This window comes from Magnetospirillum sp. (assembly GCA_027532905.1).
GTDB lineage: Bacteria > Pseudomonadota > Alphaproteobacteria > CACIAM-22H2 > CACIAM-22H2 > Tagaea.
This window is the reverse complement of record JAPZUA010000001.1, coordinates 705,910-727,397: the sequence shown is the minus strand read 5'-3', so window position 1 is coordinate 727,397 and position 21,488 is coordinate 705,910. Positions and strand designations below refer to the sequence as shown.

Annotated in this window: 20 protein-coding genes; 12 read left to right on the top strand and 8 right to left on the bottom strand. The window is 67.2% G+C overall.

Translation table 11 applies throughout. The features are described 5' to 3' along the window. The first annotated feature begins 5 nt into the window (after window positions 1-5). From O9320_03480 to mutL, 4 genes are read left to right on the top strand one after another with little or no spacing between them, the layout of a single operon-like run. Window positions 6-1,352, top strand: coding sequence for a pitrilysin family protein (locus O9320_03480; GenBank protein ID MCZ8309889.1), 1,347 nt, complete (start codon window positions 6-8; stop codon window positions 1,350-1,352). Beyond that, window positions 1,352-2,677, top strand: a complete 1,326-nt coding sequence (locus O9320_03475) for a pitrilysin family protein (GenBank protein ID MCZ8309888.1) — start codon at window positions 1,352-1,354, stop codon at window positions 2,675-2,677. Before O9320_03480 ends, O9320_03475 begins: the two co-directional genes overlap by 1 nt. 52 nt (window positions 2,678-2,729) lie before the next feature. Next, window positions 2,730-4,022 carry a glucose-6-phosphate isomerase gene (locus tag O9320_03470; GenBank protein MCZ8309887.1) on the top strand — a complete coding sequence of 431 codons (1,293 nt, stop codon included), beginning with the start codon at window positions 2,730-2,732 and terminating at the stop codon, window positions 4,020-4,022. Beyond that, window positions 4,019-5,812 (top strand): DNA mismatch repair endonuclease MutL, encoded by a 1,794-nt coding sequence (gene mutL, locus O9320_03465; protein MCZ8309886.1) that lies wholly within the window; start codon window positions 4,019-4,021, stop codon window positions 5,810-5,812. The genes O9320_03470 and mutL overlap by 4 nt, the downstream gene beginning before the upstream one ends. 3 nt (window positions 5,813-5,815) lie before the next feature. Here the strand turns inward: mutL and O9320_03460 are convergent, their stop codons facing one another. Genes O9320_03460 through O9320_03445 form a run of 4 tightly spaced genes read right to left on the bottom strand, consistent with a single transcriptional unit; the run spans window position 5,816 to window position 12,606 of the window. Then, window positions 5,816-7,936 carry a hypothetical protein gene (locus O9320_03460; protein MCZ8309885.1) on the bottom strand — a complete coding sequence of 707 codons (2,121 nt, stop codon included), beginning with the start codon at window positions 7,934-7,936 and terminating at the stop codon, window positions 5,816-5,818. Further along, window positions 7,933-10,680 carry a DUF4159 domain-containing protein gene (locus O9320_03455; protein MCZ8309884.1) on the bottom strand — a complete coding sequence of 916 codons (2,748 nt, stop codon included), beginning with the start codon at window positions 10,678-10,680 and terminating at the stop codon, window positions 7,933-7,935. Before O9320_03455 ends, O9320_03460 begins: the two co-directional genes overlap by 4 nt. 13 nt (window positions 10,681-10,693) lie before the next feature. After that, window positions 10,694-11,611, bottom strand: a complete 918-nt coding sequence (locus tag O9320_03450) for a DUF58 domain-containing protein (GenBank protein ID MCZ8309883.1) — start codon at window positions 11,609-11,611, stop codon at window positions 10,694-10,696. Window positions 11,612-11,640: 29 nt separating this feature from the next. After that, window positions 11,641-12,606: a MoxR family ATPase gene (locus O9320_03445; GenBank protein MCZ8309882.1), complete on the bottom strand. Its 966-nt coding sequence runs from the start codon at window positions 12,604-12,606 to the stop codon at window positions 11,641-11,643. Window positions 12,607-12,837: 231 nt separating this feature from the next. On the opposite strand from O9320_03445, the gene O9320_03440 reads away from it, so the two are divergent. The 5 genes from O9320_03440 to O9320_03420 are packed head-to-tail and all read left to right on the top strand — an operon-like array spanning window position 12,838 to window position 15,957. Then, a complete protein-coding gene (locus O9320_03440) occupies window positions 12,838-13,356 on the top strand; it encodes a DUF1285 domain-containing protein (protein ID MCZ8309881.1) in 519 nt (172 codons plus the stop codon). Further along, window positions 13,353-13,973, top strand: a complete 621-nt coding sequence (locus O9320_03435) for a CoA pyrophosphatase (GenBank protein MCZ8309880.1) — start codon at window positions 13,353-13,355, stop codon at window positions 13,971-13,973. Before O9320_03440 ends, O9320_03435 begins: the two co-directional genes overlap by 4 nt. Window positions 13,974-13,986: 13 nt before the next feature. Continuing rightward, entirely contained in the window at window positions 13,987-14,289 is a 303-nt protein-coding gene (locus O9320_03430) for a hypothetical protein (protein ID MCZ8309879.1), read from the top strand. A 42-nt stretch (window positions 14,290-14,331) separates the two neighbouring features. Beyond that, window positions 14,332-14,736 carry a DUF2237 domain-containing protein gene (locus O9320_03425; GenBank protein ID MCZ8309878.1) on the top strand — a complete coding sequence of 135 codons (405 nt, stop codon included), beginning with the start codon at window positions 14,332-14,334 and terminating at the stop codon, window positions 14,734-14,736. A gap of 48 nt (window positions 14,737-14,784) precedes the next feature. Beyond that, entirely contained in the window at window positions 14,785-15,957 is a 1,173-nt protein-coding gene (locus O9320_03420; GenBank protein MCZ8309877.1) for a CCA tRNA nucleotidyltransferase, read from the top strand. Here the strand turns inward: O9320_03420 and hemF are convergent. Both hemF and O9320_03410 read right to left on the bottom strand, forming a co-directional pair. Continuing rightward, window positions 15,954-16,829: an oxygen-dependent coproporphyrinogen oxidase gene (hemF, locus tag O9320_03415; protein MCZ8309876.1), complete on the bottom strand. Its 876-nt coding sequence runs from the start codon at window positions 16,827-16,829 to the stop codon at window positions 15,954-15,956. The two genes, O9320_03420 and hemF, sit on opposite strands and share 4 nt — an antisense overlap. Continuing rightward, window positions 16,826-17,287 (bottom strand): tRNA (cytidine(34)-2'-O)-methyltransferase, encoded by a 462-nt coding sequence (locus O9320_03410; protein ID MCZ8309875.1) that lies wholly within the window; start codon window positions 17,285-17,287, stop codon window positions 16,826-16,828. The genes hemF and O9320_03410 overlap by 4 nt, the downstream gene beginning before the upstream one ends. Window positions 17,288-17,546: 259 nt before the next feature. Here O9320_03410 and petA point away from each other — a divergent pair, with 259 nt between their 5' ends. Genes petA through O9320_03395 form a run of 3 tightly spaced genes read left to right on the top strand, consistent with a single transcriptional unit; the run spans window position 17,547 to window position 20,151 of the window. Further along, on the top strand, window positions 17,547-18,116 hold the full coding sequence (gene petA / locus O9320_03405) for a ubiquinol-cytochrome c reductase iron-sulfur subunit (protein ID MCZ8309874.1): 570 nt from the start codon (window positions 17,547-17,549) through the stop codon (window positions 18,114-18,116). 11 nt (window positions 18,117-18,127) lie between these two features. Beyond that, complete coding sequence (locus tag O9320_03400) at window positions 18,128-19,393, top strand: cytochrome b N-terminal domain-containing protein (GenBank protein MCZ8309873.1); 1,266 nt, start codon at window positions 18,128-18,130, stop codon at window positions 19,391-19,393. Further along, window positions 19,393-20,151, top strand: coding sequence for a cytochrome c1 (locus O9320_03395; GenBank protein ID MCZ8309872.1), 759 nt, complete (start codon window positions 19,393-19,395; stop codon window positions 20,149-20,151). Before O9320_03400 ends, O9320_03395 begins: the two co-directional genes overlap by 1 nt. Window positions 20,152-20,238: 87 nt before the next feature. On the opposite strand, the gene O9320_03390 is transcribed toward O9320_03395, so the two are convergent. Together O9320_03390 and O9320_03385 are read right to left on the bottom strand one after the other, a co-directional pair. Beyond that, entirely contained in the window at window positions 20,239-21,138 is a 900-nt protein-coding gene (locus O9320_03390) for an SRPBCC domain-containing protein (GenBank protein MCZ8309871.1), read from the bottom strand. Further along, complete coding sequence (locus O9320_03385; GenBank protein ID MCZ8309870.1) at window positions 21,135-21,476, bottom strand: metalloregulator ArsR/SmtB family transcription factor; 342 nt, start codon at window positions 21,474-21,476, stop codon at window positions 21,135-21,137. The genes O9320_03390 and O9320_03385 overlap by 4 nt, the downstream gene beginning before the upstream one ends. Window positions 21,477-21,488: the final 12 nt, after the last annotated feature.

The following is a 21,488-nucleotide window of genomic DNA, read 5'->3' as shown; positions in this document are numbered from 1 at the left end:
TCGCCATGCGGCGCCTTGCCGCGGTTGTGGCGGCGTTTTTGGCCGTGGCCGCAGCCATGCCTGCGCACGCCCAGGTTTTTTCGCCGAAAACCTTCGAGCTTGCCAATGGCCTGCAGGTCGTGGTCGTCGAAAACCACCGCGCCCCCGTCGTCGTGCAGATGGTCTGGTACAAGGCCGGTGCCGCTGACGAGGTGCAGGGCAAATCCGGCATTGCGCATTTCCTCGAACATCTGATGTTCAAGGGCACCAAAGACGTGCCGCCCGGCGAATTCAGCCGGCGCGTGGCGCGGCTCGGCGGGCGCGACAACGCGTTCACAGGCTGGGACTACACCGCCTATTTCCAGAACGTCGCCAGCGACCGGCTCGAAAGCGTGATGCAGCTCGAAGCCGACCGCATGGCCAATCTCGTGCTGTCGGAAGCCGAAGTCGCACCCGAGCGCGACGTGATCGTCGAAGAGCGCCGCCAGGTCGTGGACCAGCGCCCGGCCGCCAAGCTGCGCGAGCAGACGTCCGCGGCCCTGTTCGTGAACCATCCTTACGGCCGGCCGATCATCGGCTGGGAACACGAGATGCAAGGCCTTACGCGCCAGGACGCGCTCGACTGGTACGCGCGTTGGTACGCGCCCAACAACGCGATGCTCGTGATCGCGGGCGACGTTTCGGCCGACGCCGTGCGCGTGCTGGCCGAGCGCTATTACGGTTCCATTCCGCGCAAGGAACTGCCGCAGCGCGTGCGTGCGCAAGAGCCGCCGCCGCTTGCTGCAAGGCGCGTCGAGCTGCGCGATGTGCGCGTGCGTCAGCCCTCGTGGTCGCGCAGCTGGCTTGCCCCCTCGCATGCGGCGTCGTTCGGCGGTGTGGGCCGCGACCAGACCGATGCGCTCGATCTTGCCGCCGAACTGCTCGGCGGGGCCGCCTCGAGCCGCCTCGTGCGGGCACTTGTGCACGACAAGTCGCTTGCGACCGGCATTTCCGCTTTCTACGACCCCACCTCGCTCGATCCGACGAGCTTCACCGTGTCGGCAAGCCCGCGCCCCGGTGTGGAACTTGCCGCACTCGAGTCCGCGATCGAAGCCGTGCTGCGCGAAACGCTTGCGGGCGGCTTCGGCGACGCGGAAGTGGCGCAAGCCAAAACGCGTTTGGCCGATTCCGCGATCCTCGTGCGCGATTCCGCGCAAGCGGGTGCACGCGCCTTCGGAGCGGCGTTCGCCACGGGCCGCGACGTCGCTTGGGTCCAATCTTGGCCAACGCGCCTTGCGGCCGTCACGACTGCCGAGGTCAATGCGGCCTTGCGCGCGATCCTGGGCAGCGATGCGCACGTGACGTCCGTGCTGCTGCCCAAGCCGGGCTCGTGATGCGTCGTTTTGTTGCCGCGATAGCACTGCTGCTGTTGGCCGCCGGCGTTTCGCCCGCCCATGCGCAAGGCCAGCGCATCGAGGCGGTGCGCAGCCCGGGCGGCATCGAGGCTTGGCTCGTGCGCGACAATTCGCTGCCGCTGCTGGCGATCGAATTTTCGTGGCGCGGCGGCTCGGCCCAGGATCCCGCAGGCCAAGAGGGCCTCACGGCGCTGATGGCCGACATGCTCACGCAAGGGGCAGGGACCCGCGACCAGCAGGCTTTTTCGGCCGAGCTCGAAAACCGCTCGATCGCGCTTGGCTTCTCGGCCGGTCTCGATACGGTGCAAGGCAGTCTGCGCGTGCTGTCGCGCGACAAGACGCTCGGCATCACGCTGTTGGCCGAAGCGCTCAGCCAACCGCGCTTCGATTCCGAACAGGTCGAGCGCCTGCGCGCCAACGTGCTTGCCAGCCTGTCGCGCGAGGAAACCAACCCCGAAACACTCGCGCGCCGCGCCTTTGCGCGCGCCGCTTTCGGCGAGCATGTCTATGCTAGGCCCACACGCGGCACGCCCGAAAGCGTGAAGACGCTGGCGACCGCCGACATGCGCGCGCAATTGGCGCGCTTGCTGGCGCGCGACAATCTCGTGGTTGCCGCCGTCGGTGACACCACGCCCGAAGAACTCGGCGCATTGCTCGACCGCGCATTCGGCGGCCTGCCGCAGGCGGCGCGCTTGGTGCCCGTCGTGCCGATCTCGATCGGCGGCGCGGGCAAAACTTTCGTGATCCCGCGTCCCGGCAGCCAGACCTATGCGCTGTTCGGCCATCAGGGCGTGGGCCGCGACGATCCGGATCTGTTTGCCGCCACGGTCGTGAACTACATCCTCGGCGGCGGCGGTTTCAACTCGCGCCTCATGCTGTCGGTGCGCGAGCGCGCAGGCCTCACCTACGGGATCGGCACGGGGCTGGCGATATTCGACGCGGCTGCGCTCGTGCAAGGCTCGACCTCGTCCGACAACCGCACGCTGGCGCGCGCCCTCGACATGGTGCGCGCCGAATGGGCCCAAATGGGCAAAGACGGCCCGAGCGAAGACGAGCTGCAGGGAGCGAAGGACTTTCTGACCGGCTCGTACCCGCTGCAGTTCGACGGTTCTTCGCGCATTGCGCGCCTGATGGTCAGTGCCCGCCTCGACGGGCGCGGGCGCGACTGGTTCGAAGAGCGCCAGCGCCGCGTGCGCGCGGTCACGCTCGCCGACGCCAAACGCGTCGCCGCCCGCCTGTTCGACCCCGCAAAATTGCTGGTCGTGGCGGTCGGCGAGCCGGCCGGTTTGACCGCCACCGAATAGAGCGCATCGGGCGCGCGTTTTCGCTAGAATCCCCGGCGGAGACGAATCGGCCATGTCCTTCCCCTATACCCAAGATCTGCGCCATTGCTTCGAGCCGTCGCTGCGCGCGCACGATCTTGCGCGCACCGCCCCCACGCTTGCGCGCCTGAAGGCGGCGGTGGGCTCGGGCCAATACGCATTCCTCGACCAGCCGGACCGCCGCGACGATCTTGCCGCCATCCGCGAAGCGGCAGCGCGTTTCGATGGCTTCGACACGATCCTGCTGCTGGGGACTGGCGGGTCGAGTCTGGGCGCGCGCACGCTTGCAGCCCTCGTCGATGGCGGGCTCGGCCTGTGGAATCGCGGCGGCAGGCGCCTTGTCGTCGCCGAAAACGTCGATCCGTTTGGCTTCGAGAAGTTGCTCGCCGCCGTCGATCTCAAATCGACCGGCGTGCTTGCGATTTCCAAATCCGGCGGAACGGCCGAAACCTTGGCGCAGCTTCATGCGCTGCTGCCGCATCTTGCGGCAAGTGTGGGTGCCGCGAAAATCGCCAAGCACGTCACGATCGTGACCGAGCCGACCGACAATGCGCTGCGCCGCATCGCGGATCGTTTTGCGCTGCCCACGCTGCCGCATCCGCCGACTTTGGGCGGGCGCTATTCGGTGCTGTCGGCGGTGGGCCTGTTGCCCGCCTGCCTGCTCGGGCTCGATATCGAAGCGCTGCGCGCCGGTGCGGCCCAAGCGCGCGATGCCGCACTCGTCGAACCCGAAACCTCGCTGCCTGCCCACGGGGCCGCCCTTGCGGTCGCCCTTGCCGCACAAGGCCAAACGCAGACCGTGTTCTGCGCCTATGCCGATATACTCGGACCCTTCGGCCAATGGTACGCGCAGCTCTGGGCCGAAAGTCTCGGCAAAGGCGGCAAGGGCACCACGCCTTTGCGCGCGGTCGGCACGGTCGACCAGCACAGCCAATTGCAATTGTGGCTCGACGGCCCGGCCGACAAGCTCTTCACCATCGTGAGCCAGACGAGCCGCGACAAAGGTCCGCGCTACGATGCGGCAATCCTCGCCGATCCGGCGCTCGGCTATCTTGCCGGGCGCACGATGGGCGACATTCTCGACGTCGCCGCGCGCGCCACGGCCGAAACACTCGCCCGCCGCGGCCGGCCCGTGCGGCTGATGCATGTCGACACTTTGGACGAAACCAGTCTCGGCGCGTTGCTGATGCATTTCATGCTCGAAACCGTGATCGCCGCCGACCTGTTCGGCATCGAGCCCTACGAGCAGCCGGCCGTCGAAGAAGGCAAGATCCTGGCGCGCCGCTATCTGCAGGGCATGGCCCCGCAAGGATCCGACGCGCCGTGAAGATCCGCCGCCTGCCCGAGACTCTGGTCAACCGCATCGCGGCGGGCGAGGTCGTCGAGCGCCCGGCGGCGGCCGTCAAAGAACTCGTCGAGAATGCGATCGACGCAGACGCCACGCGCATCGACGTGGTGCTCGGCGAAGCTGGGCGCGCGTTGATCGCGGTTGCCGACGACGGCAAGGGCATGGCTGCCGACGAGCTGTCGCTGGCGGTCGAGCGCCATGCGACGTCGAAATTGCCCAGCGACGATCTGCTCGCCATCCATACGCTGGGTTTTCGCGGCGAAGCCTTGCCGTCGATCGGCGCGGTGGCGCGCTTAACGCTCGTCAGCCGCACGAAAGACGCCGCCGAAGCCTGGTCGCTCAGCGTCGAAGGCGGGCGCAAGTGCGAGCCTGTACCGGCCGCTGCTCCGCCCGGAACGCGCGTCGAAGTGCGCGATCTTTTCTACGCGACACCTGCACGCCTCAAATTTCTCAAGGGCGAACGCGCCGAGCGCGACGCGTGTGAAGACGCGGTCGCACGGCTCGCGATGGCACATCCGCGCATCGCCTTCAGCCTCGTGGCCGACGGGCGCAGCGTGCTGAAACTCCCCGCCCAAACCGGCGCCGACGACACGGCACGCTTGGCACGCGTCGCCGCCGTGATCGGCAAAGAGTTTTTCGACAATGCGGTCGCGGTCGCCGCCGTGCGCCAGGACGACGAGGGCGAAATTCGCCTCACGGGCCATGCGGGCCTGCCGACCTACAACCGCGCGACCTCGATGCACCAATATCTGTTCGTGAACGGCCGGCCCGTGCGCGACAAGCTGCTCGCAGGCGCCGTGCGCGGCGCGTACGCCGATTTCCTGGCGCGCGACCGCCATCCGGCCGTGGCGCTGTTCCTCGATCTGCCAACGCAGCTCGTCGATGCCAACGTGCATCCGGCCAAAACCGAAGTGCGCTTCCGCGATCCGCAGCGCATTCGCGGCCTTATCGTCGCGAGCCTCAAGGAAGCGCTCGACCGGGCAGGCTTCCGCGCCTCCACGCATGTGGCGATCGAAGCCCTCGATCTCGTGCGCACCCCCAGCCCGCAATACGCGTTTGCGGGCGGCTCCCAAATTTCGCGCGGTGTGGCCGAAGCGAGCGTCGCCTACCACGCACCGCCGTCGCCGGCCGCCGCCGCGTTCGGCGCTTCGGTGCCCACAACAATGCAAGCACCGGCCGAACCGCGCGATCTGCCGCTCGGCATTGCGCGCGCCCAGCTTCACGAAACCTACGTGATCGCGCAGACCGCCGACGGCATTGTGATCGTGGACCAGCACGCCGCGCACGAGCGCCTCGTCTACGAACGCATGAAAGAAGCGCTCGCGGCAGGCAACGTGGCGCGCCAGACGCTGCTGATCCCTGAAGTGGTCGAACTCGACGATGCCGCCGCCGCCCGCGTGCTTTCCAAAGCCGACGAACTCGGCGAACTGGGCCTCGGGATCGAAGCCTTCGGCCCCGGTGCCGTGATGGTGCGCGAAACGCCCGCCATGCTGGGCGAACTCGACGTCAAAGGTCTGGTGCGCGATTTGGCCGACGAAATTGCCGAACACGGAGCCGCCTTGTCGCTGAAAGAGCGCCTGGGCGAAGTTTGCGGCACCATGGCCTGCCACGGTTCGGTGCGCGCGGGCCGCCGCCTGAGCGGTGCTGAAATGGATGCGTTGCTGCGCCAGATGGAAGCCACGCCGCACAGCGGCCAATGCAACCACGGCCGCCCGACCTACGTGGAACTCAAACTCGCCGACATCGAAAAGTTGTTCGGGCGACGGTAGCGTCTACCGCCCCTCGCGCCGCCAGGCGACGAGGAGCAGGGCTAAGCACGCGAGGAACGTCAGCAGGCCCGGCATCAACGGGGTTTGCGACACGCCCGTCACGACGTATTCGCCGTTGGCACGCCAGCCGATCCAGCCGCGACCGCCGGGGATGGTGCCGCCCATGTCGCGCCCCGGTCGCACGCGGCGGATTTCGGGAATGCCGTCGGCGAGCCATTGCGTCGATCCGCCGGTTGCGTCGATGGCGGGTTTCAAGAGCGCGTCGGTCGTGCGCATGTCGGCGGTTTCGCGCGGGTTCACAGCCCCCACAGCCGCAAGCGCCGTGCGCGTGCCGTCGGTGAGGTGGTAGAGGCCCGGACGTTCGGGCGTGTAGAAGGCCGTCTCGCGTCCGGGTCTGGTTTCGACGAGCGACACGGGCCGGCTTGTGCCGTCGGGGGCGGTCACGGTCACCGGCGTCTGCACGGGCTCGAGCGTGCGCCGCTCGATTTCCATGCGGTTGCCGCGCACACGGACCTTCAGATCGTTTTCTTCGAGTTCGGGCTCTTTCATGAGCCAGTGCGAAATACGGCGCAGCAGCTCGGCATGCGGGCCGCCGCCGTCGAGACCGCGTGCCCACAGCCAGAAATGGTCGCTCATGAGCTGGGCCACGCGGCCTTCGCCCACGCGGTCGAGCAGCAGCAAGGGCCGGTCGGACGCCCCGTTCAAGAGCACCTGGCCGCGGCGCGGCTCGGTGTCGATATGGCGGAACCAGCGGCCCCAATCGGCGGGCAGCGCGGCCGTCCCCGCACCCGGCAGATCGGCGGTCACGGGATGGCGCCGGCCCATGTCCGACACCGAAGGCCGGTAGCCGACGTCGAAATTCTGGCCGGTGGGGGCACCCGGCATAATCTGGCCGATCGGCGAATTGAACAGCGAGTTGGGGGCCGAGAACGCGGTCCCCACCGAGATGAACAGAGCCCCGCCCTCGCGCACATAGCGCACGATATTGTCGAGATAGACGGGGGCGAGCACGTCGCGCCGCCGGTAGCGGTCGAAAATCACGAGGTCGAATTCGCGCAATTTCACCTCGAACAATTCGCGGATCGGGAAGGCGATCAGCGAAAGTTCGTTCACGGGCGTGAAGTCCTGCGATTCGGGCGGGCGCAGAATCGTGAAATGCACGAGATCGACGGCGGGATCGGATTTGAGCAGATTGCGCCAATTGCGCTCGCCCGCATGCGGCTCGCCCGTGACGAGCAGCACGCGCAAGCGGTCGCGCACGCCGTTCACGACGACGATCTGCTTGTTGTTCTCGAGCGTGAGTTCGCGCTGGCCCGCCTCGACCTCGATCTCGAACACGGTCTCGCCGGCTTTTTCGAGCTGGAAATCGATCGTGCTCGAAACGCCGACGGGGACCCGCACGGTCTGGAAGGGCTGGCCGTCGCGCTTGATGTCGATGCGCGCTTGGGCGCGCGGGGCCCCCGCGTTCGCAGCCCCGCGTGGGCTGGCACCGTCGTCCACGCGGATCGTCAAAGTCTGCGGCTTGGCGACGATGGCAAAGCCCGGCGCTTGCTCGAGCACCAGGCGCCGATCGACTTCGTTGCGCTCGCCCGCGAGCAACGCATGCAAGGGGCCCGGCAGATTGAGGCGTGCGAGGGCGGCCGCGTCGCCCGTGGGCGCGTCGTGCACCTGCCCGTCGGTGAGGAGGGCCACACCCGCAAGCCGGTTGCGTGGCACGTCCGATAAAGCACGCTCGACCGCCTCGAACAGGCGCGTGCCGTCCTGCGCCAGGCCGCCCGAAGCGCCGGCGCGCACGATGCGCAAGTCGAAATCCTTTTCGCGCGACAGGCGTTCGCGCAAGGCTTCGGCCGCGCGCTCGATGCGGCCCGCGCGCTGGCCGAGCTTGGCGCTGTCGCTCTCGTCGATCACCACGAGGCCGATATCGGACAAAGCGCGTCGCTCTTCGACGACCGCGACCGGATTGGCAAGTGCAAGCAGCAGGCCCGCCATGGCGGCCGCCCGCCACCACGCCCCGCGCGCGCGCTTGAAGATCGCGTAGACGACCGGAATCGCGGCAAGCACACCGAGCGCTGCGAGCCAGCCCCAGGCCACGAGCGGGGCGAAGGCGATCGAATAGTCCGTCATCGGCGCAGCCTTTCCAGGATCGTATCGACATGCACCTGGTCGCCTTTGTAGTTGCCGGTGAGCGCGTACATCACAAGATTGATGCCGAAGCGCACGGCGAATTCGCGCTGGTTGTCGCCGCCGGGTACTGCCGCAAACATCGGCCGGCCGGCCGCGTCGAGCGCCCACGCCCCAGCCCAGTCGTTGGCCCCGATCACGATCGAGGTTACGCCGTCTTTGTCGCGCGCGTCGGGCTGTTCGATCCACACGGGCGCACCCGTGAGGCGGCCAGGAAAGTCCTGCATCAGATAGAAGGTCTTGGTCAGCACATGCTCGGCCGGAACGCGCACGAGGCGCGGCAGATCGAGCGGGCGCAGCAGATCGCGCAGGCGCTGCGCCGACGGCCCGCCTGCCGCAGGGCCGATGAAATCGGCCTCGCGCGTGTCGAACAGCACCATGCCGCCGTTCGCCATGTATTGTTTGACGCGCGCCATCGCGTCGGCCGACGGCAGCGGCAGATGGCTTGCGACCGGCCAATAGAGCAGCGGATAGAAAGCAAGCTCGTCGCGCTCGAGATCTACGCCGACGGGCGTTCCCGGATCGACGGCGGTGCGGCGCGCAAGCATCACGCCCAAGCCGGCAAGCCCCGCCCGGCTCACGCGGTCGATCTGCTCGTCGCCGGTGCGCACGAACGCCAGGTGCGTTGCCAGCGAATTGGCGACACCGGTTGCGTCGTCCACCGGCGGCAGCCGCGTTTGCGCTTGTGTGGCGTCGGTACTGCCCAACGCCAACGCGCCGAACACGAGGATCGCGCCGAGGCGGTTGCGCAAGGGCCCGACGCTCAACAGCCCGCGCAAGGCAAGGGCGACGGCGATGTCGGCCACCAGCAGCAGCAAGGCGAGCACGAAGAGCGTGGGTTTGAAATCGACTTCTTCCGCACCATCGTAAGCTGCGCGTGTGATGCCCGACGGCAAAGACGTCGCCGCGCGCGGGGCCGCAAGCCCTTGGCTCAGATTGAGCGCGCGGCGGGCGGCTTGCGTGCCGTACTGGCCGGGCGGCGTGCGCGGGGCGGCAAGCGTAGCGGCAAGGCTGCGCGACGGCACGCCCGCTGCGGCCGGAAACGGCGATACGAGCCGGCCGAATGCATCGAGTGTCGCGACCGGGGCCAGCAACGCATCGCCCGCCCCGTCGCCGGCCACACCTTGGGCCAATGCGATCAGCCGCTGCAGCATCTCGATATAGAGGCCCGACAAGGGGAGATCCGACCATTCGGGCGAGGCGGTCACGTGCACGAGCACCAGCCAGCCTTCGCCGCGCTTGTCGGCCGTCACCAAGGGTGTCCCGTCGCTGAGGCGCGCCCAGCTTTTGCGCGCGAGCTCGAGCGTGGGCTCGGCCAGCACTTGGCGGCGCACGAGCACGTCGGCTGGTATATCGAGGCCCACGAACGGCGAGTCGACGTCGAAGGGTGCTAGGCCGATCGGCTGTTCCCAGCTCATCGCCCCGCCGAAAGCGCGCCCGCCCAAGCGCAGCGGCACAGGCACGAGATCGTCGTTGGCTTCGGCAAGGCGGGCACCCGCAAACCGCAGCACCACGCCGCCGCGCCGGAGCCACGCTTCGACCGCCGCGCGATCGGCGGCGGGCAATTCGCCGACATCGGCCAAGATCAGCACGGCCGTTTCGCGCGCCAGTATGTCGGCGACCGTGCCGATGCGCACTTCGCTGAAAGGCTGCAAGGCGCGCTCGAGATAGAACGTGTCGGCCAAGAGCGGCTGGTTCTGGCGCTCGGCCGTATCGCTCGAGACGATGCCGACCGGGCGGCGGCGCCAGCGCTCGTCAATGAGGGCGGTGGCGGCTGCGGTCGCTTCGCCTTCGATCTCGAGGCGCGAAATGCGGTTGCGCAGTTCCGACGGCAACGAAATGCGCGCAAGGGCCGTGCTGTTGCCGGCCTCGAAGCGCAGAATTTCGCGCGCCAGCAGGCGGCCGTCTTCGCCGCGTGCCACGAGATTGAGATCCAGCGGCCCCGCCGTCGATGCGCGCGCCACGGTCGCGGCAATGCCGCCGGTTTCGGAGACCGGCGGCAGCATCAGGCGCGCAAGCTTCTCGGCCGTCGGTGCCGTATAGACCACGGGGCCAATACGTTGCAGCCGTTCGAGCAACGCGGGCAGGGCTGCATCTTCGAGCCCGTCCGAGAAGTACTGTACGAGGGCGGCTTGCGAAGGGGCGACCGCTTCGAGCGTCGCGCGCGCGGCCACGCGATCCACCGGCCACGGCTTGGGCTCGAGTGCGCCCACGAGCGGGCGCGCTTCGCCGGCCGTCAGCAGCCGCGACGGGCGCGGCGGTTCGCCCGCCGCATTGGGTGCCGTTGCCAGCAGCATCACCGCGCGCTGGTCGCGCTCGGCACCGTCGAGCGCACGGTCGAGATGGGCGCGCATTGCACTCCAGTTGGCGGCGGACGCCCAACCGTCGTCCACGACCAGGATCGTCGGCCCGCCGCCGACAATGCGCGCGGCCGGATTGAGCACGGGCTGCGCCAACGCGAGGATGATGAGGCCGGCGATCAGCAAACGCAGCAGCAGCAGCCACCACGGCGTTTGTGCAGGCGTCTCCTCGCCGGGCTTCACGCGCAGCAGCAACGCGATCGCCGGAAACGCCGCGCGGCGTGGGGCGGGCGGAGTTACGCGCAGCAGCCACCACAGCACCGGCAACGCCGCCAAGGCCGCAAGCCAGACGGGTGCGAGGAACGCAAACGACGACAGCAGACCCATCAGCGGCACTCCGTCATCGGCTTCGCGTTCCGGCGTCGGCGAGTGCCTGCCACAAGGTCAGCAGCGCGGTCTCGGGCGGTCGGTCGGTGCGATGCGCCACATAGCCCCAGCCGTGCGCACGCGCGATGTCGCGCACGCCCTCGACATGGGCGCTGTAGACCGCGCGATATTCCGCGCGCACGGCTTCGACGCGCGGCACCACAAGCTCGCCCTCGTTCTCGAGCCCTTCGAAGCGCGTGCGCCCGGCATAGGGCAGATTCTCTTCGGCCGGATCGGCGATCTGCACAAGCTGGCCGCGCGCACCCGATCCTGCCAAGCGCCGGATCGCGGCGTCGGTTTCGGCAAGCGGCCCAAGGAAATCGCCGAGCAGCACCACGTGCGCATGGCGCGCCACGCGCATCGGCGGCGGCACGCCTTGATCGGCGGCGCGCGCCAGCAGATCTTCGGCGAGGCGATTGACGGCAAAGCGCCCGACCAATGGCCGCGCCCCTTCGCCGAGCAGGCCCACTTGTTCGCCGCCGCGCGCGAGCAAAGCGCCCAGCGCGATCAGCAGCAATTCCGCACGCTGCTGCTTTTGCGCAAGATTGCGGTCGGAGGCCCACGCCATCGAGGGCGAGGCGTCGCGCCACAGCCACACGGTCTGGGCGGACTCCCATTCGTTTTCGCGCACATAGACCGCATCGCTCTTGGCCGTCTGGCGCCAATCGATGCGCTCGATCGAATCGCCCGCCATGTAGCGGCGGAACTGCCAGAAGCTTTCGCCTGGACCCGTACGCCTGCGCCCATGCACGCCTTGCGCGACCGTGTCGGCCACGCGTTGGGCCGCGACCAGCAAAGCGGGCAGGCGGCTTGCCAGCGCTTCGGCGGCAAGGCGTTGGCGCAACGTCGCGGCGGCGGATGCTTGCGGCGTTTGCATGTGCGGGGGCGACATGGGCGACGCGGTTTCCTGCGCGATCCCGCTCAGCCCATTCCCGCGCAGAGCTGGCCGATAATGCCGTCGAGCGTGATGCCGTCGGCGCGCGCTGCAAACGACAGCGCCATGCGATGGCGCAGAATGGGGGCGGCGAGGGCCGCCACATCGTCGAGCGAGGGCGACAGGCGGCCGTCGAGAACGGCGCGTGCGCGGGCGGCCAGCATCAAAGATTGGCTCGCGCGCGGGCCGGGGCCCCAGATCACGTATTTGCGCACGGATTCGACGTCGGTCTCGCCGGGCCTGCCGGCGCGCACAAGGCGCAAGATAGCTTCGACCACGCTTTCGCCGACGGGGACGCGCCGGATCAACGCTTGCGCGCGCATCAGGCTGTCGGCATCCATCGCGCGCTGCGGCTTGGCTTCGGCCGAACCGGTCGTCGCGAGCAGCATTTGGCGCTCGGCGGCGAGGTCCGGATAGCCCACATCGACCTGCAGCAGAAAGCGGTCGAGCTGCGCTTCGGGCAGCGGATATGTGCCTTCCTGCTCAAGCGGGTTTTGCGTTGCCAGCACATGGAAAGGGGCCGGCAGCGAATGGTACTTGCCGCCCACCGAGACGCGGCGTTCCTGCATGGCCTGAAGCAAGGCAGACTGCGTGCGCGGGCTCGCACGGTTGATTTCGTCGGCCATCAGGATCTGCGCGAAGACGGGGCCTTGCAGAAAGCGGAACTGGCGCTTGCCGCTGTCGCCTTCTTCGAGCACTTCCGAGCCGATAATGTCGGCGGGCATCAGATCGGGCGTGCACTGCACGCGTTTGGCATCGAGGCCCAAGACCGTGCCCAGCGTTTCGACGAGCTTGGTCTTAGCAAGGCCGGGCACGCCGATCAGCAGCAGATGGCCGCCCGCCAGCAAGGTCACGAGCGTCTGCTCGACCACCTCTTGCTGGCCGAAAATGACTTGGCCGATATGCGTGCGCACCGTCTGGAGCGAAGCGCCCAGCGCTTCGATTTCGCCCAGCAACGCATTGGCAGCTTCGGGAGGGGCAGCTTCGGGGCCGGGAGCAAGGTCGGTCGTCGATGCGTTCACGAGCTGATTCCTCGAAAGTTGGGACCGCAAGGGACATAGGGTGCCGTCGGACGCAAAGCCAGCGTGGCAGAGGCTGCCGCGTCCGTCCAGCGCACTTTGGTAACCCACCCGTCAAAGACGCTGCATGTTGCGTGCCGACGCGTGTAGAATGCGGCGACTCCGATGTTTCGCGATCTTTCCCCCTTGGCCGAGTTGGCGCCCGAGATTTGCGGCGATTTCGATCTGCGCATCGATCGCGCAGGCGCGTGGCACTATCGCGGGTCGCCGATTGGCCGCCCCGCCCTTGTGAAACTTTTCGCGCGCGTGCTGCGCCGCGCGGCCGACGGCAGCTATTGGCTCGTCACACCGGTCGAACGCGGCCGCGTGACTGTCGACGATGCGCCGTTTGTGGCGAACGACGTATCGTTCACGCAAACCGAAACGGGGCCGCGCGCAACGTTCACAACCAATCTCGACGAACGTGTGGCCGCAGGCCCTGCGCACAAAATCCGCACGGTGCCGCAAAGCGATGGCAGCATTGTGCCTTACATCGATGTGCGCGCCGGGCTTGAAGCGCGCGTCGATCGCGCGGCCTTCTATCGGCTGATCGACGGGGCGACGGTCGAAGACGGCCGTTTGGGCGTGCGCAGCGACGGCGTGTTTTTCGATCTCGGGCCCGCTGATATTGAGGTCGGCGCATGATCGCACCCGAACGCATTCGGACACTCTTTGCCGCCAACACACCGGGCGTGCGCCAAAGTGCGTCGCGCGGCGATCACGACGGCAATCCGGGCCTGCTGCCGCCGGTCGGAACGTTTCGCGCGGCTGCCGTGCTGGTGCCGCTTGTGGCACACGCAAGCGGCATGTCGGTGTTGTTTACGCAGCGCACCGCTCATCTGCATGCGCATGCGGGCCAGATCAGCTTTCCGGGCGGGCGCGTGGAAGACAGCGACGAAGATGCCGTCGCCGCCGCCTTGCGCGAAACCGAAGAAGAGATCGGTCTGCCGCGCGCGCATGTCGAAATCGTCGGCCGGCTCGACACGTATCGCACGCGCACCGCCTACGAGGTCACGCCCGTCGTCGGCATCGTGACCCCGCCTTTCGAACTGAAGCTCGACGCGTTCGAAGTTGCCTCGGCCTTCGAGGTGCCGCTGTCTTTCGCGCTCGATCCGGCGAACCACCAGCGCCATTCGCGCGTGTTCGAGGGGACCACGCGGCATTTCTGGGCGCTGCCTTTCGGCCCGCATTATATCTGGGGGGCGACGGCCGGCATGCTGATCAATCTTGCCGAAGCGCTTGGCACGCGCCCGCCTTCGTGACCAACTGCACGCCATGATCCGCATCCTGCTCGAATTTCTGCTGCCGCTTTTGTTGCCCACGCTCGTCTATGCGGGCTGGATGGCGCTCGAAAAGCGCCGCGCCGAGCGGCTCGGCAAGGGCGAAGTGCCGAGCTGGCGCGACGCACCCTGGGTGTGGCTGTCGCTGGCGGGCGTGGTGCTGGCGGCACTTTTGCTGTTCGGGCTTACGCTGATGCGCGACACCGGCAACGCCAAGGGCCAGTATGTGCCGCCGCGCCTGGGCGAAGATGGCCGCATCGTGCCGGGCCATGTTGAACCGCGCGGCACCCAGCGTTAGATTCAGGCACCGCGCACACGACCAGTCGAAGGAGCAGGCAGCATGGACGGCGAACGCGACGAACGCGGTGGAGGGCCGCGCGGCGCCAAAAACGTGCTGGGGCTGCCGCTCGCCGAATGCGGGCGCAATCCTCTGACCGGCTTTTTCCGCGACGGTTGCTGCAACACCGGCCCCAGCGACCGCGGCATGCATACGGTGTGCGCGATCGTCACGGCCGACTTCCTCGAATTCTCGAAAGCGGCCGGCAACGACCTTTCCACGCCGCGCCCGGAATTCGGCTTTGCCGGCCTCAAACCCGGCGACCGCTGGTGCCTGTGTGCACCCCGTTGGCAAGAAGCGCTCGAAGCGGGCAAAGCCCCCAAAGTCGTGCTCGCCGCCACGCACGCCGACACGCTCGACGTGTGCGCGCTCGACGACCTCAAGAAACACGCGATCGATCGGATTTAGCGCGCGCGGGCGTTTTGGCGCGTGGCCTTGATCGGCTAAAGTCGCGCCATGGCCGATTCGTCCGATTTTCGCCTGTCGCCGCTGCCGCTGTGGGCGGCGAGCGCCGAAACGCGCGCCCTGCTGGCGTGCGTGGGGCCGCAGGTGCGGTTCGTGGGCGGCTGTGTGCGCGACGCACTTGCCGGCATCGTGCCGAACGATCTCGATTTGGCGGGCCCCGAGCGGCCCGAGGCTGTCATGGCCAAGCTCGAAGCCGCCGGCTTCAAGGCGATCGCCACGGGCCTCGCGCACGGAACGGTGACCGCAATCGTGCGCGGCCGGCGTTTCGAGATCACGACCTTGCGCCGCGACGTTGCGACCGACGGCCGCCATGCGACGGTCGAATTCACCGACGATTGGCGCCTCGATGCCGCACGGCGCGACTTCACGATCAACGCGATGTCGATGGATGCGGACGGGACCGTCTTCGACTTTTTCGGCGGCCGCGAAGATCTTGCGGCCGGTCGCGTGCGCTTCGTTGGCGATGCGGCCGCGCGCATTGCGGAAGACTATCTGCGCGTGCTGCGCCTGTTCCGTTTCCATGCGCGCTTCGGGCAAGGGGCCATCGATGCGGCAGCGCTCGCCGCGTGCACGGCTGCGGCGGCGCAGTTGAAAAACCTGTCGGCCGAGCGCGTGCACAGCGAACTTTTTGGCCTTCTCGCTGGCTCCAATGCGCCCGCAATGCTCGATGCAATGCGCGCTGCCGGGCTTTTTGCGTTCTGGCTGCCGGAACTTGAAGGCACGGCGGCGCTTGCGCGTCTGCTTGCGGTCGCCGGACAAGCGCGCGCGCGCGTCGATGCAATCCTCGCCCTCGCAAGCTTGCTGACGCCAGCAGATGTTCCGGGTGTCGCTGCACGCTTGCGCCTGTCGCGCGCCGAGACCGCGCGGCTGCAGGTTTTGTGCGCGCCGCCCCTAAGGCTCGATCCGGCAGCGGACGAAAAGCAGCGCCGTGCGGCGTTCTATCGCCTCGGCGACGATCCGGCCGCCCATGTGCTGCTGCAATGGTCGCAAGCGCCGGACGCGCAGGGCTGTGCCGCTCTCTATGCCGCCGCTCTCGCCTGGGTGCGGCCGAGATTTCCGCTGTCCGGCGAAGATGCGCGCCGCGCCGGCTTCGAACCCGGCCCCGCAATGGGGGCCTGGCTCAAAGCGCGCGAAGAAGAATGGATCGAAGCCGGCTGCCCTTAAGGCCAGGCGACGTCGGGCGGCAGGCTCATCAGGATCGCTTCCACGTTGCCGCCGGTCTTGAGGCCGAAAGTGGTGCCGCGGTCGTAGAGCAGGTTGAACTCCACATAGCGGCCGCGGCGCACGCGCTGGTGCGCGCGGTCGGCTTCAGTCCACGCATCGTGCATGTGTTTTTGCACGAGCGGCACGTAGCCTGCGAGGAACGCGCGGCCCACATCCTGCGTGAAGGCGAAGTCCTTGGCCCAGTCGCCGGTGTCGAGATTGTCGTAGAAAATCCCGCCCACGCCGCGCGGCTCGTTGCGGTGCTTCAGGAAGAAGTATTCGTCGCACCATTTCTTGAAACGCGGATAGTAGTCGGGGTCGTGTTTGTCGCAGGCGGCCTTGTAGGCGGCGTGGAAGCTCTTGGTGTCGTCGTCGTTCGGCACCATCGGCGTCAAGTCGCCGCCGCCGCCGAACCACGCTTTGGTCGTCACGATGTGACGCGTGTTCATGTGCACGGCCGGTACTTTGGGCGAGCGCATATGCGCCACGAGCGAAATGCCGGACGCCCAGAAGCGCGGATCCTCGGCCGCACCCGGCATTTGCTTGGCGAATTCGGGCGCGAATTTTCCGTACACGGTCGAGACGTTGACGCCGACCTTTTCGAACACGCGCCCATGCATCACGGCCATGGTGCCCCCGCCGCCGTCGGCGCCGTCGGCATCCTGGCGCGGCCAGGATTTGCGCACGAAGCGGCCCGGCGGCAGATCCTTGTGCGGGCCCGAGGCAAGCGCGTCTTCGAGCCCTTCGAACGCCGCACAGATATCGTCGCGCAGTTTTTCGAACCACGCTTTCGCCGTCGCTTTGTGCGCGGCTGTTTCTTCGATCGACGTCATTGCCCCTCCCCCGGAAAGGCCCCAAGTTGCCGCAATGCTTCGCCCAGCGCAATTGCAGCGGCAACCGCCACGTTGAGCGAACGCATGCCCGGCATCAGCGGAATGGCGACCCGCGCGTCGGCCGCCGCGTGCACGTCGTCGGGCACGCCCGCACTCTCGCGGCCGAGCAGCAGCGTGTCGCCGTCTGCGAACGCGAATTCGGGCAGGCGCGTGGCTCCGCGCGTGGTCATGAGGACAAGGCGCTTGGGCCGGGCGGCGTCGATGTAGCGCTGCCAACTCGTGTGGCGTTGGAGATCGACCTGGTCGAGATAATCCATCCCGGCCCGGCGCAATTTGGGCTCGGACCACACGAAGCCGCACGGCTCGACCACGTCCACGCCGACGCCCAAACACGCCGCCAGCCGAAGGATCGTACCGACATTCGGCGCGATATCCGGCTCGAACAGGGCAATTCGCACGCGGGGTCGCGGCGGGGTGCCAAGCGGCGGTAAATCTGGCGTCACGGGACCTTCGCAAAAAACAGCGTTTGGAACTTTGCATCCGCCGAAAACTGGACTATACCCGCCCGGCGCCGTGGGGTCTTGGAAGGCTGCGACATTGCGTCGCATGCCGCCGCGACAGAGGACTGTACGGCGTTTGCGCACTAGCATATTTGTTGGGCGCGTGTCGCACCGTTTGCGGCGCGCACGCCCGATCAACCAAAAGGGTTCCCTCGCGATGGCTCAGTCCGGTCCCCCCGCAGTTTCCGCCGACGGTACGCGCAAACATCCCGACGGCTCGACGCGACGCGATTTCCTCTATCTCGCCACCACGGCCTTCGGCGCCACGGGTGCCGCTTTGACCGGCTGGGCGTTCATCGATTCGATGAACCCGTCGGCCGACGTGCTGGCGCTGGCCTCGACCGAGGTCAATCTGGCTGCGGTCCAGCCCGGCATGGCGATCACGGTCACATGGCGCGGCAAGCCGGTGTTCGTGCGCAATCGCACCGCCGACGAGATCGCCAAGGCCAAGGAAGACGACTCGGCCAGCCTTCCCGATCCGCAGCCCGACGCCAAGCGCGTGCAGAAGCCCGAGTGGCTGGTGCTGCTCGGCGTGTGCACGCATCTGGGCTGCGTGCCGCTCGGCCAGAAGCCGACCGATTCGCGCGGCGACTACGGCGGCTGGTTCTGCCCGTGCCATGGCTCGCACTACGACACGTCGGGCCGCATCCGCAGGGGACCGGCACCGCTCAATCTCGCAGTGCCGCCCTACGCCTTCACGAACGACAAAACGATCAAGATCGGTTGAGGCAGCAAGCCATGGCCAAATACGACTACGTCCCGTCGCCGTTCCGCTCGAACCCGATCGTCAAGTGGGTGGACCACCGCCTGCCGATCTTCGAACTGATCGACGAGCAGCTCATCAAGTATCCGGCACCCCGCAATCTGAACTACATGTGGAATTTCGGGTCGCTGGCGGGCATCTGCCTCGTCATCATGATCGTGTCGGGCATTTTCCTCGCGATGAACTACCAGGCCTCGACGCTGCACGCGTTCGACTCGGTCGAACGCATCATGCGCGACGTGAACTACGGCTGGCTCATCCGCTACATCCACATGAACGGCGCCTCGATGTTCTTCATCGTGGTCTACATCCACATCATCCGCGGCTTCTATTACGGCTCCTACAAGGCGCCGCGCGAGATCTTGTGGTGGCTCGGCATCGTCATCTTCCTGCTGATGATGGCGACCGCGTTCATGGGCTACGTGCTGCCCTGGGGCCAGATGAGCTTCTGGGGGGCCACCGTCATCACGAATCTGTTCTCGGCCATTCCGATCGTCGGCGAGGCGATCGTGACGTGGCTGTGGGGCGGCTTCTCGGTCGACAATCCGACGCTGAACCGTTTCTTCGCGCTGCACTATCTGATGCCGTTCGTAATCGCGGGCGTGGTGCTGCTGCATTTGTGGGCGCTCCACGTGCACGGCTCGAACAACCCGCTCGGCATCGACGCCAAGGGTCCGCAGGACAAGGTCCCGTTCCACCCGTACTATACGGTCAAGGATGCGCTCGGTCTGGGCGTGTTCCTGATCGTGTTCGCCTATTTCGTGTTCTTCAATCCCTACATGCTGGGCCATCCGGACAACTGGATCCCGGCGAACCCGCTGGTCACGCCGCCGCACATCGTGCCGGAATGGTACTTCCTGCCGTTCTACGCGATCCTGCGTGCCGTCCCCGACAAGCTCGGCGGCGTCTTGCTGATGTTCGGTTCGATCGCGATCCTGTTCCTGATGCCGTGGCTCGACACGAGCCGCGTGCGCTCGGCCAAGTTCCGTCCGGCCTTCCGTGCGTTCTTCTGGCTGTTCATCGCCGTGTGCTTGGTGCTGGGCTGGGCCGGCGGGCAGCCGGCCGAAGGCCCCGCACTGCTGATCGGGCGCATTGCGACCATCCTCTATTTCGCGCATTTCCTGGTCTTCCTGCCGCTGCTGGGATGGTTCGAAAAGCCGCTGCCTTTGCCGAGCTCGATCGCCGAGCCGGTGCTGGGCGGGGGCAAGATGGCGGCGGCTGCTGCGATGGAGAAAGCCTGATGCGTTTCGTGAAGTTCCTCGCCGTCGCGGCCGTGCTGGCCGTCGCTGCGGTTCCCGTCCAGGCGGCCGAAGTTCTGGTGCCGCCCAAGCAGAAATGGGCGCATGACGGCTTCTTCGGCACGTTCGACCGCGCGTCGCTGCAGCGCGGCTTCCAGGTCTACAAGGAAGTCTGCTCGGCCTGCCACGCGATGAAGCAGATGCGCTACCGCAACTTGGCCGGCATCGGCCTTTCGGAAGCCGAAATCGCGGCGATCGCGGCCGAGTACGAAACGACCGACGGTCCCAACGACGAAGGCGAAATGTTCCAGCGCCCGTCGCGCGCTTCGGATCGTTTCAAGTCGCCCTTCGCCAACGAGTTGGCCGCACGCGCGGTCAACAACGGCGCCTATCCGCTCGACCTGTCGCTGATCGCCAAGAACCGTTTGGGCGGCGAAAACTACGTCTACGCGCTGCTGACCGGCTATGCCGATCCGCCGGCCGACGTGAAGCTGGCCGACGGCATGAACTACAACAAATGGTTCCCGGGCCATCAGATCGCGATGGCGCAGCCGATCCAGCCCGACAGCGTGCAGTATGCCGACGGCACGCCCGCCACGGTCGAGCAGATGTCGAAGGACGTCTCGACGTTCCTCGCCTTCGCCGCCTCGCCGCATCTCGAGGCGCGCAACTCGCTGGGCGTGAAGGTGATGCTGTTCCTGTTCATCTTCACAGGCCTCCTCTACGCGACCAAGCGCAAGATCTGGAAAAACCTGCACTGAGGTTTTCCGCGATCGAGACAACGCAAAAAGGCCGGTCCCTCAGGACCGGCCTTTTCTATTGGGCGCGCGTTGCGCGGCCGCGACCTCTCAGCTTGCTGCGACGAAGCGTTCGAGCTTGCCCAGCGTTTCCTGGCCGAGTTCCACGGCACCGAAGCCCTTCGCCGTCTGGAACTCGGCGGCCGTGCTGAACACCATGCCGAGCGTCACGGTCGTGGCACCGTTCGCTTCTTCGAACGAAGCCCATGCGTCGGCATGTTTGGGGCCGTTTTCGCCCCAATGCAGCGTGTAGCCGATCCAATCTTCGGGCTGGACCGTGTGGTAGCGATGATGGTTCGGATAGACCGTGCCGTCGGGGCCGATCATGTCGAACACCCATTCCCCGCCCGCGCGCAGATCGATCCGCGTCGTCCGGCACGAAAAACCTTCCGGCCCCCACCATTGCGGCAGTGTGCGTTCGTTCATCCAAGCGCCCCAGACCCTGTTGCGCGGCGCCTTGATCGTGCGTTGCAGAAGCATTGTGCGCTCAGCCACGCCAGCGAGATTGGCCAGGCCTGCGCCGAAGCCGTGGCGATAACCGTCCGCCATGTCGGCGGCCAGTGCCGAGAGCTGCACCGTCACGACGAGCCGACTGGCGGCGCCTTTGCCCGAGATATCCGCCGTCACGAGCGCTGCCGATTGCGGCACGCCGTCCGAAGAGAGCAACTCGTAGTTCACGCTGCGCTGCGTTGGCTGCAACACGAGCCAACCGCACTCGCAGCGAATGTCGGGATGGCCTTTCGACTTGCAGAGCGAAACTTCGCGCTCGCCGACTTTGGTTGCGGTCTCGAGAAATTCCACGGTCACGGCGGGCGAGGGTGCCGCCCAGATCGCGCGCGCGGCCGGTGCGGTCCAGGCCGCCCACAGCGCCGACGCAGCTACGGCGACGTCGCGCTCGAAGGTCAGTGTGGCAAAACGGTCTTTGCCGTTTCGATCGTCGCTTGGCGTCATTGTTCGGATCCCTTCGCCGCGTTCGTCACAAATGCCTCCAGCCGATCGAGCCGCGCTTCCCAAGCGGCGCGGCGTTCGTCGAGCCATGTCTGCGCCGGCGCCAGTGCTGCGGGCACGATTGCGCAGGTGCGCGTGCGTCCGTCCTTCGACGTGGACAACAGCCCGGCCGCTTCGAGAACGGCGAGGTGCCGCATCACTGTGGGCAGCCGCAATCCCGTCGGCCCGGCGAGATCCGTCACACGCGCAGGTGCTTGCGCCAGCCGAGCCAGGATCGCGCGCCGCGTCGGATCGGCGAGGGCATGGAAGAGCAGGGAGAGATCGGGTGAATAGTTAGACATATCGCTAACTAT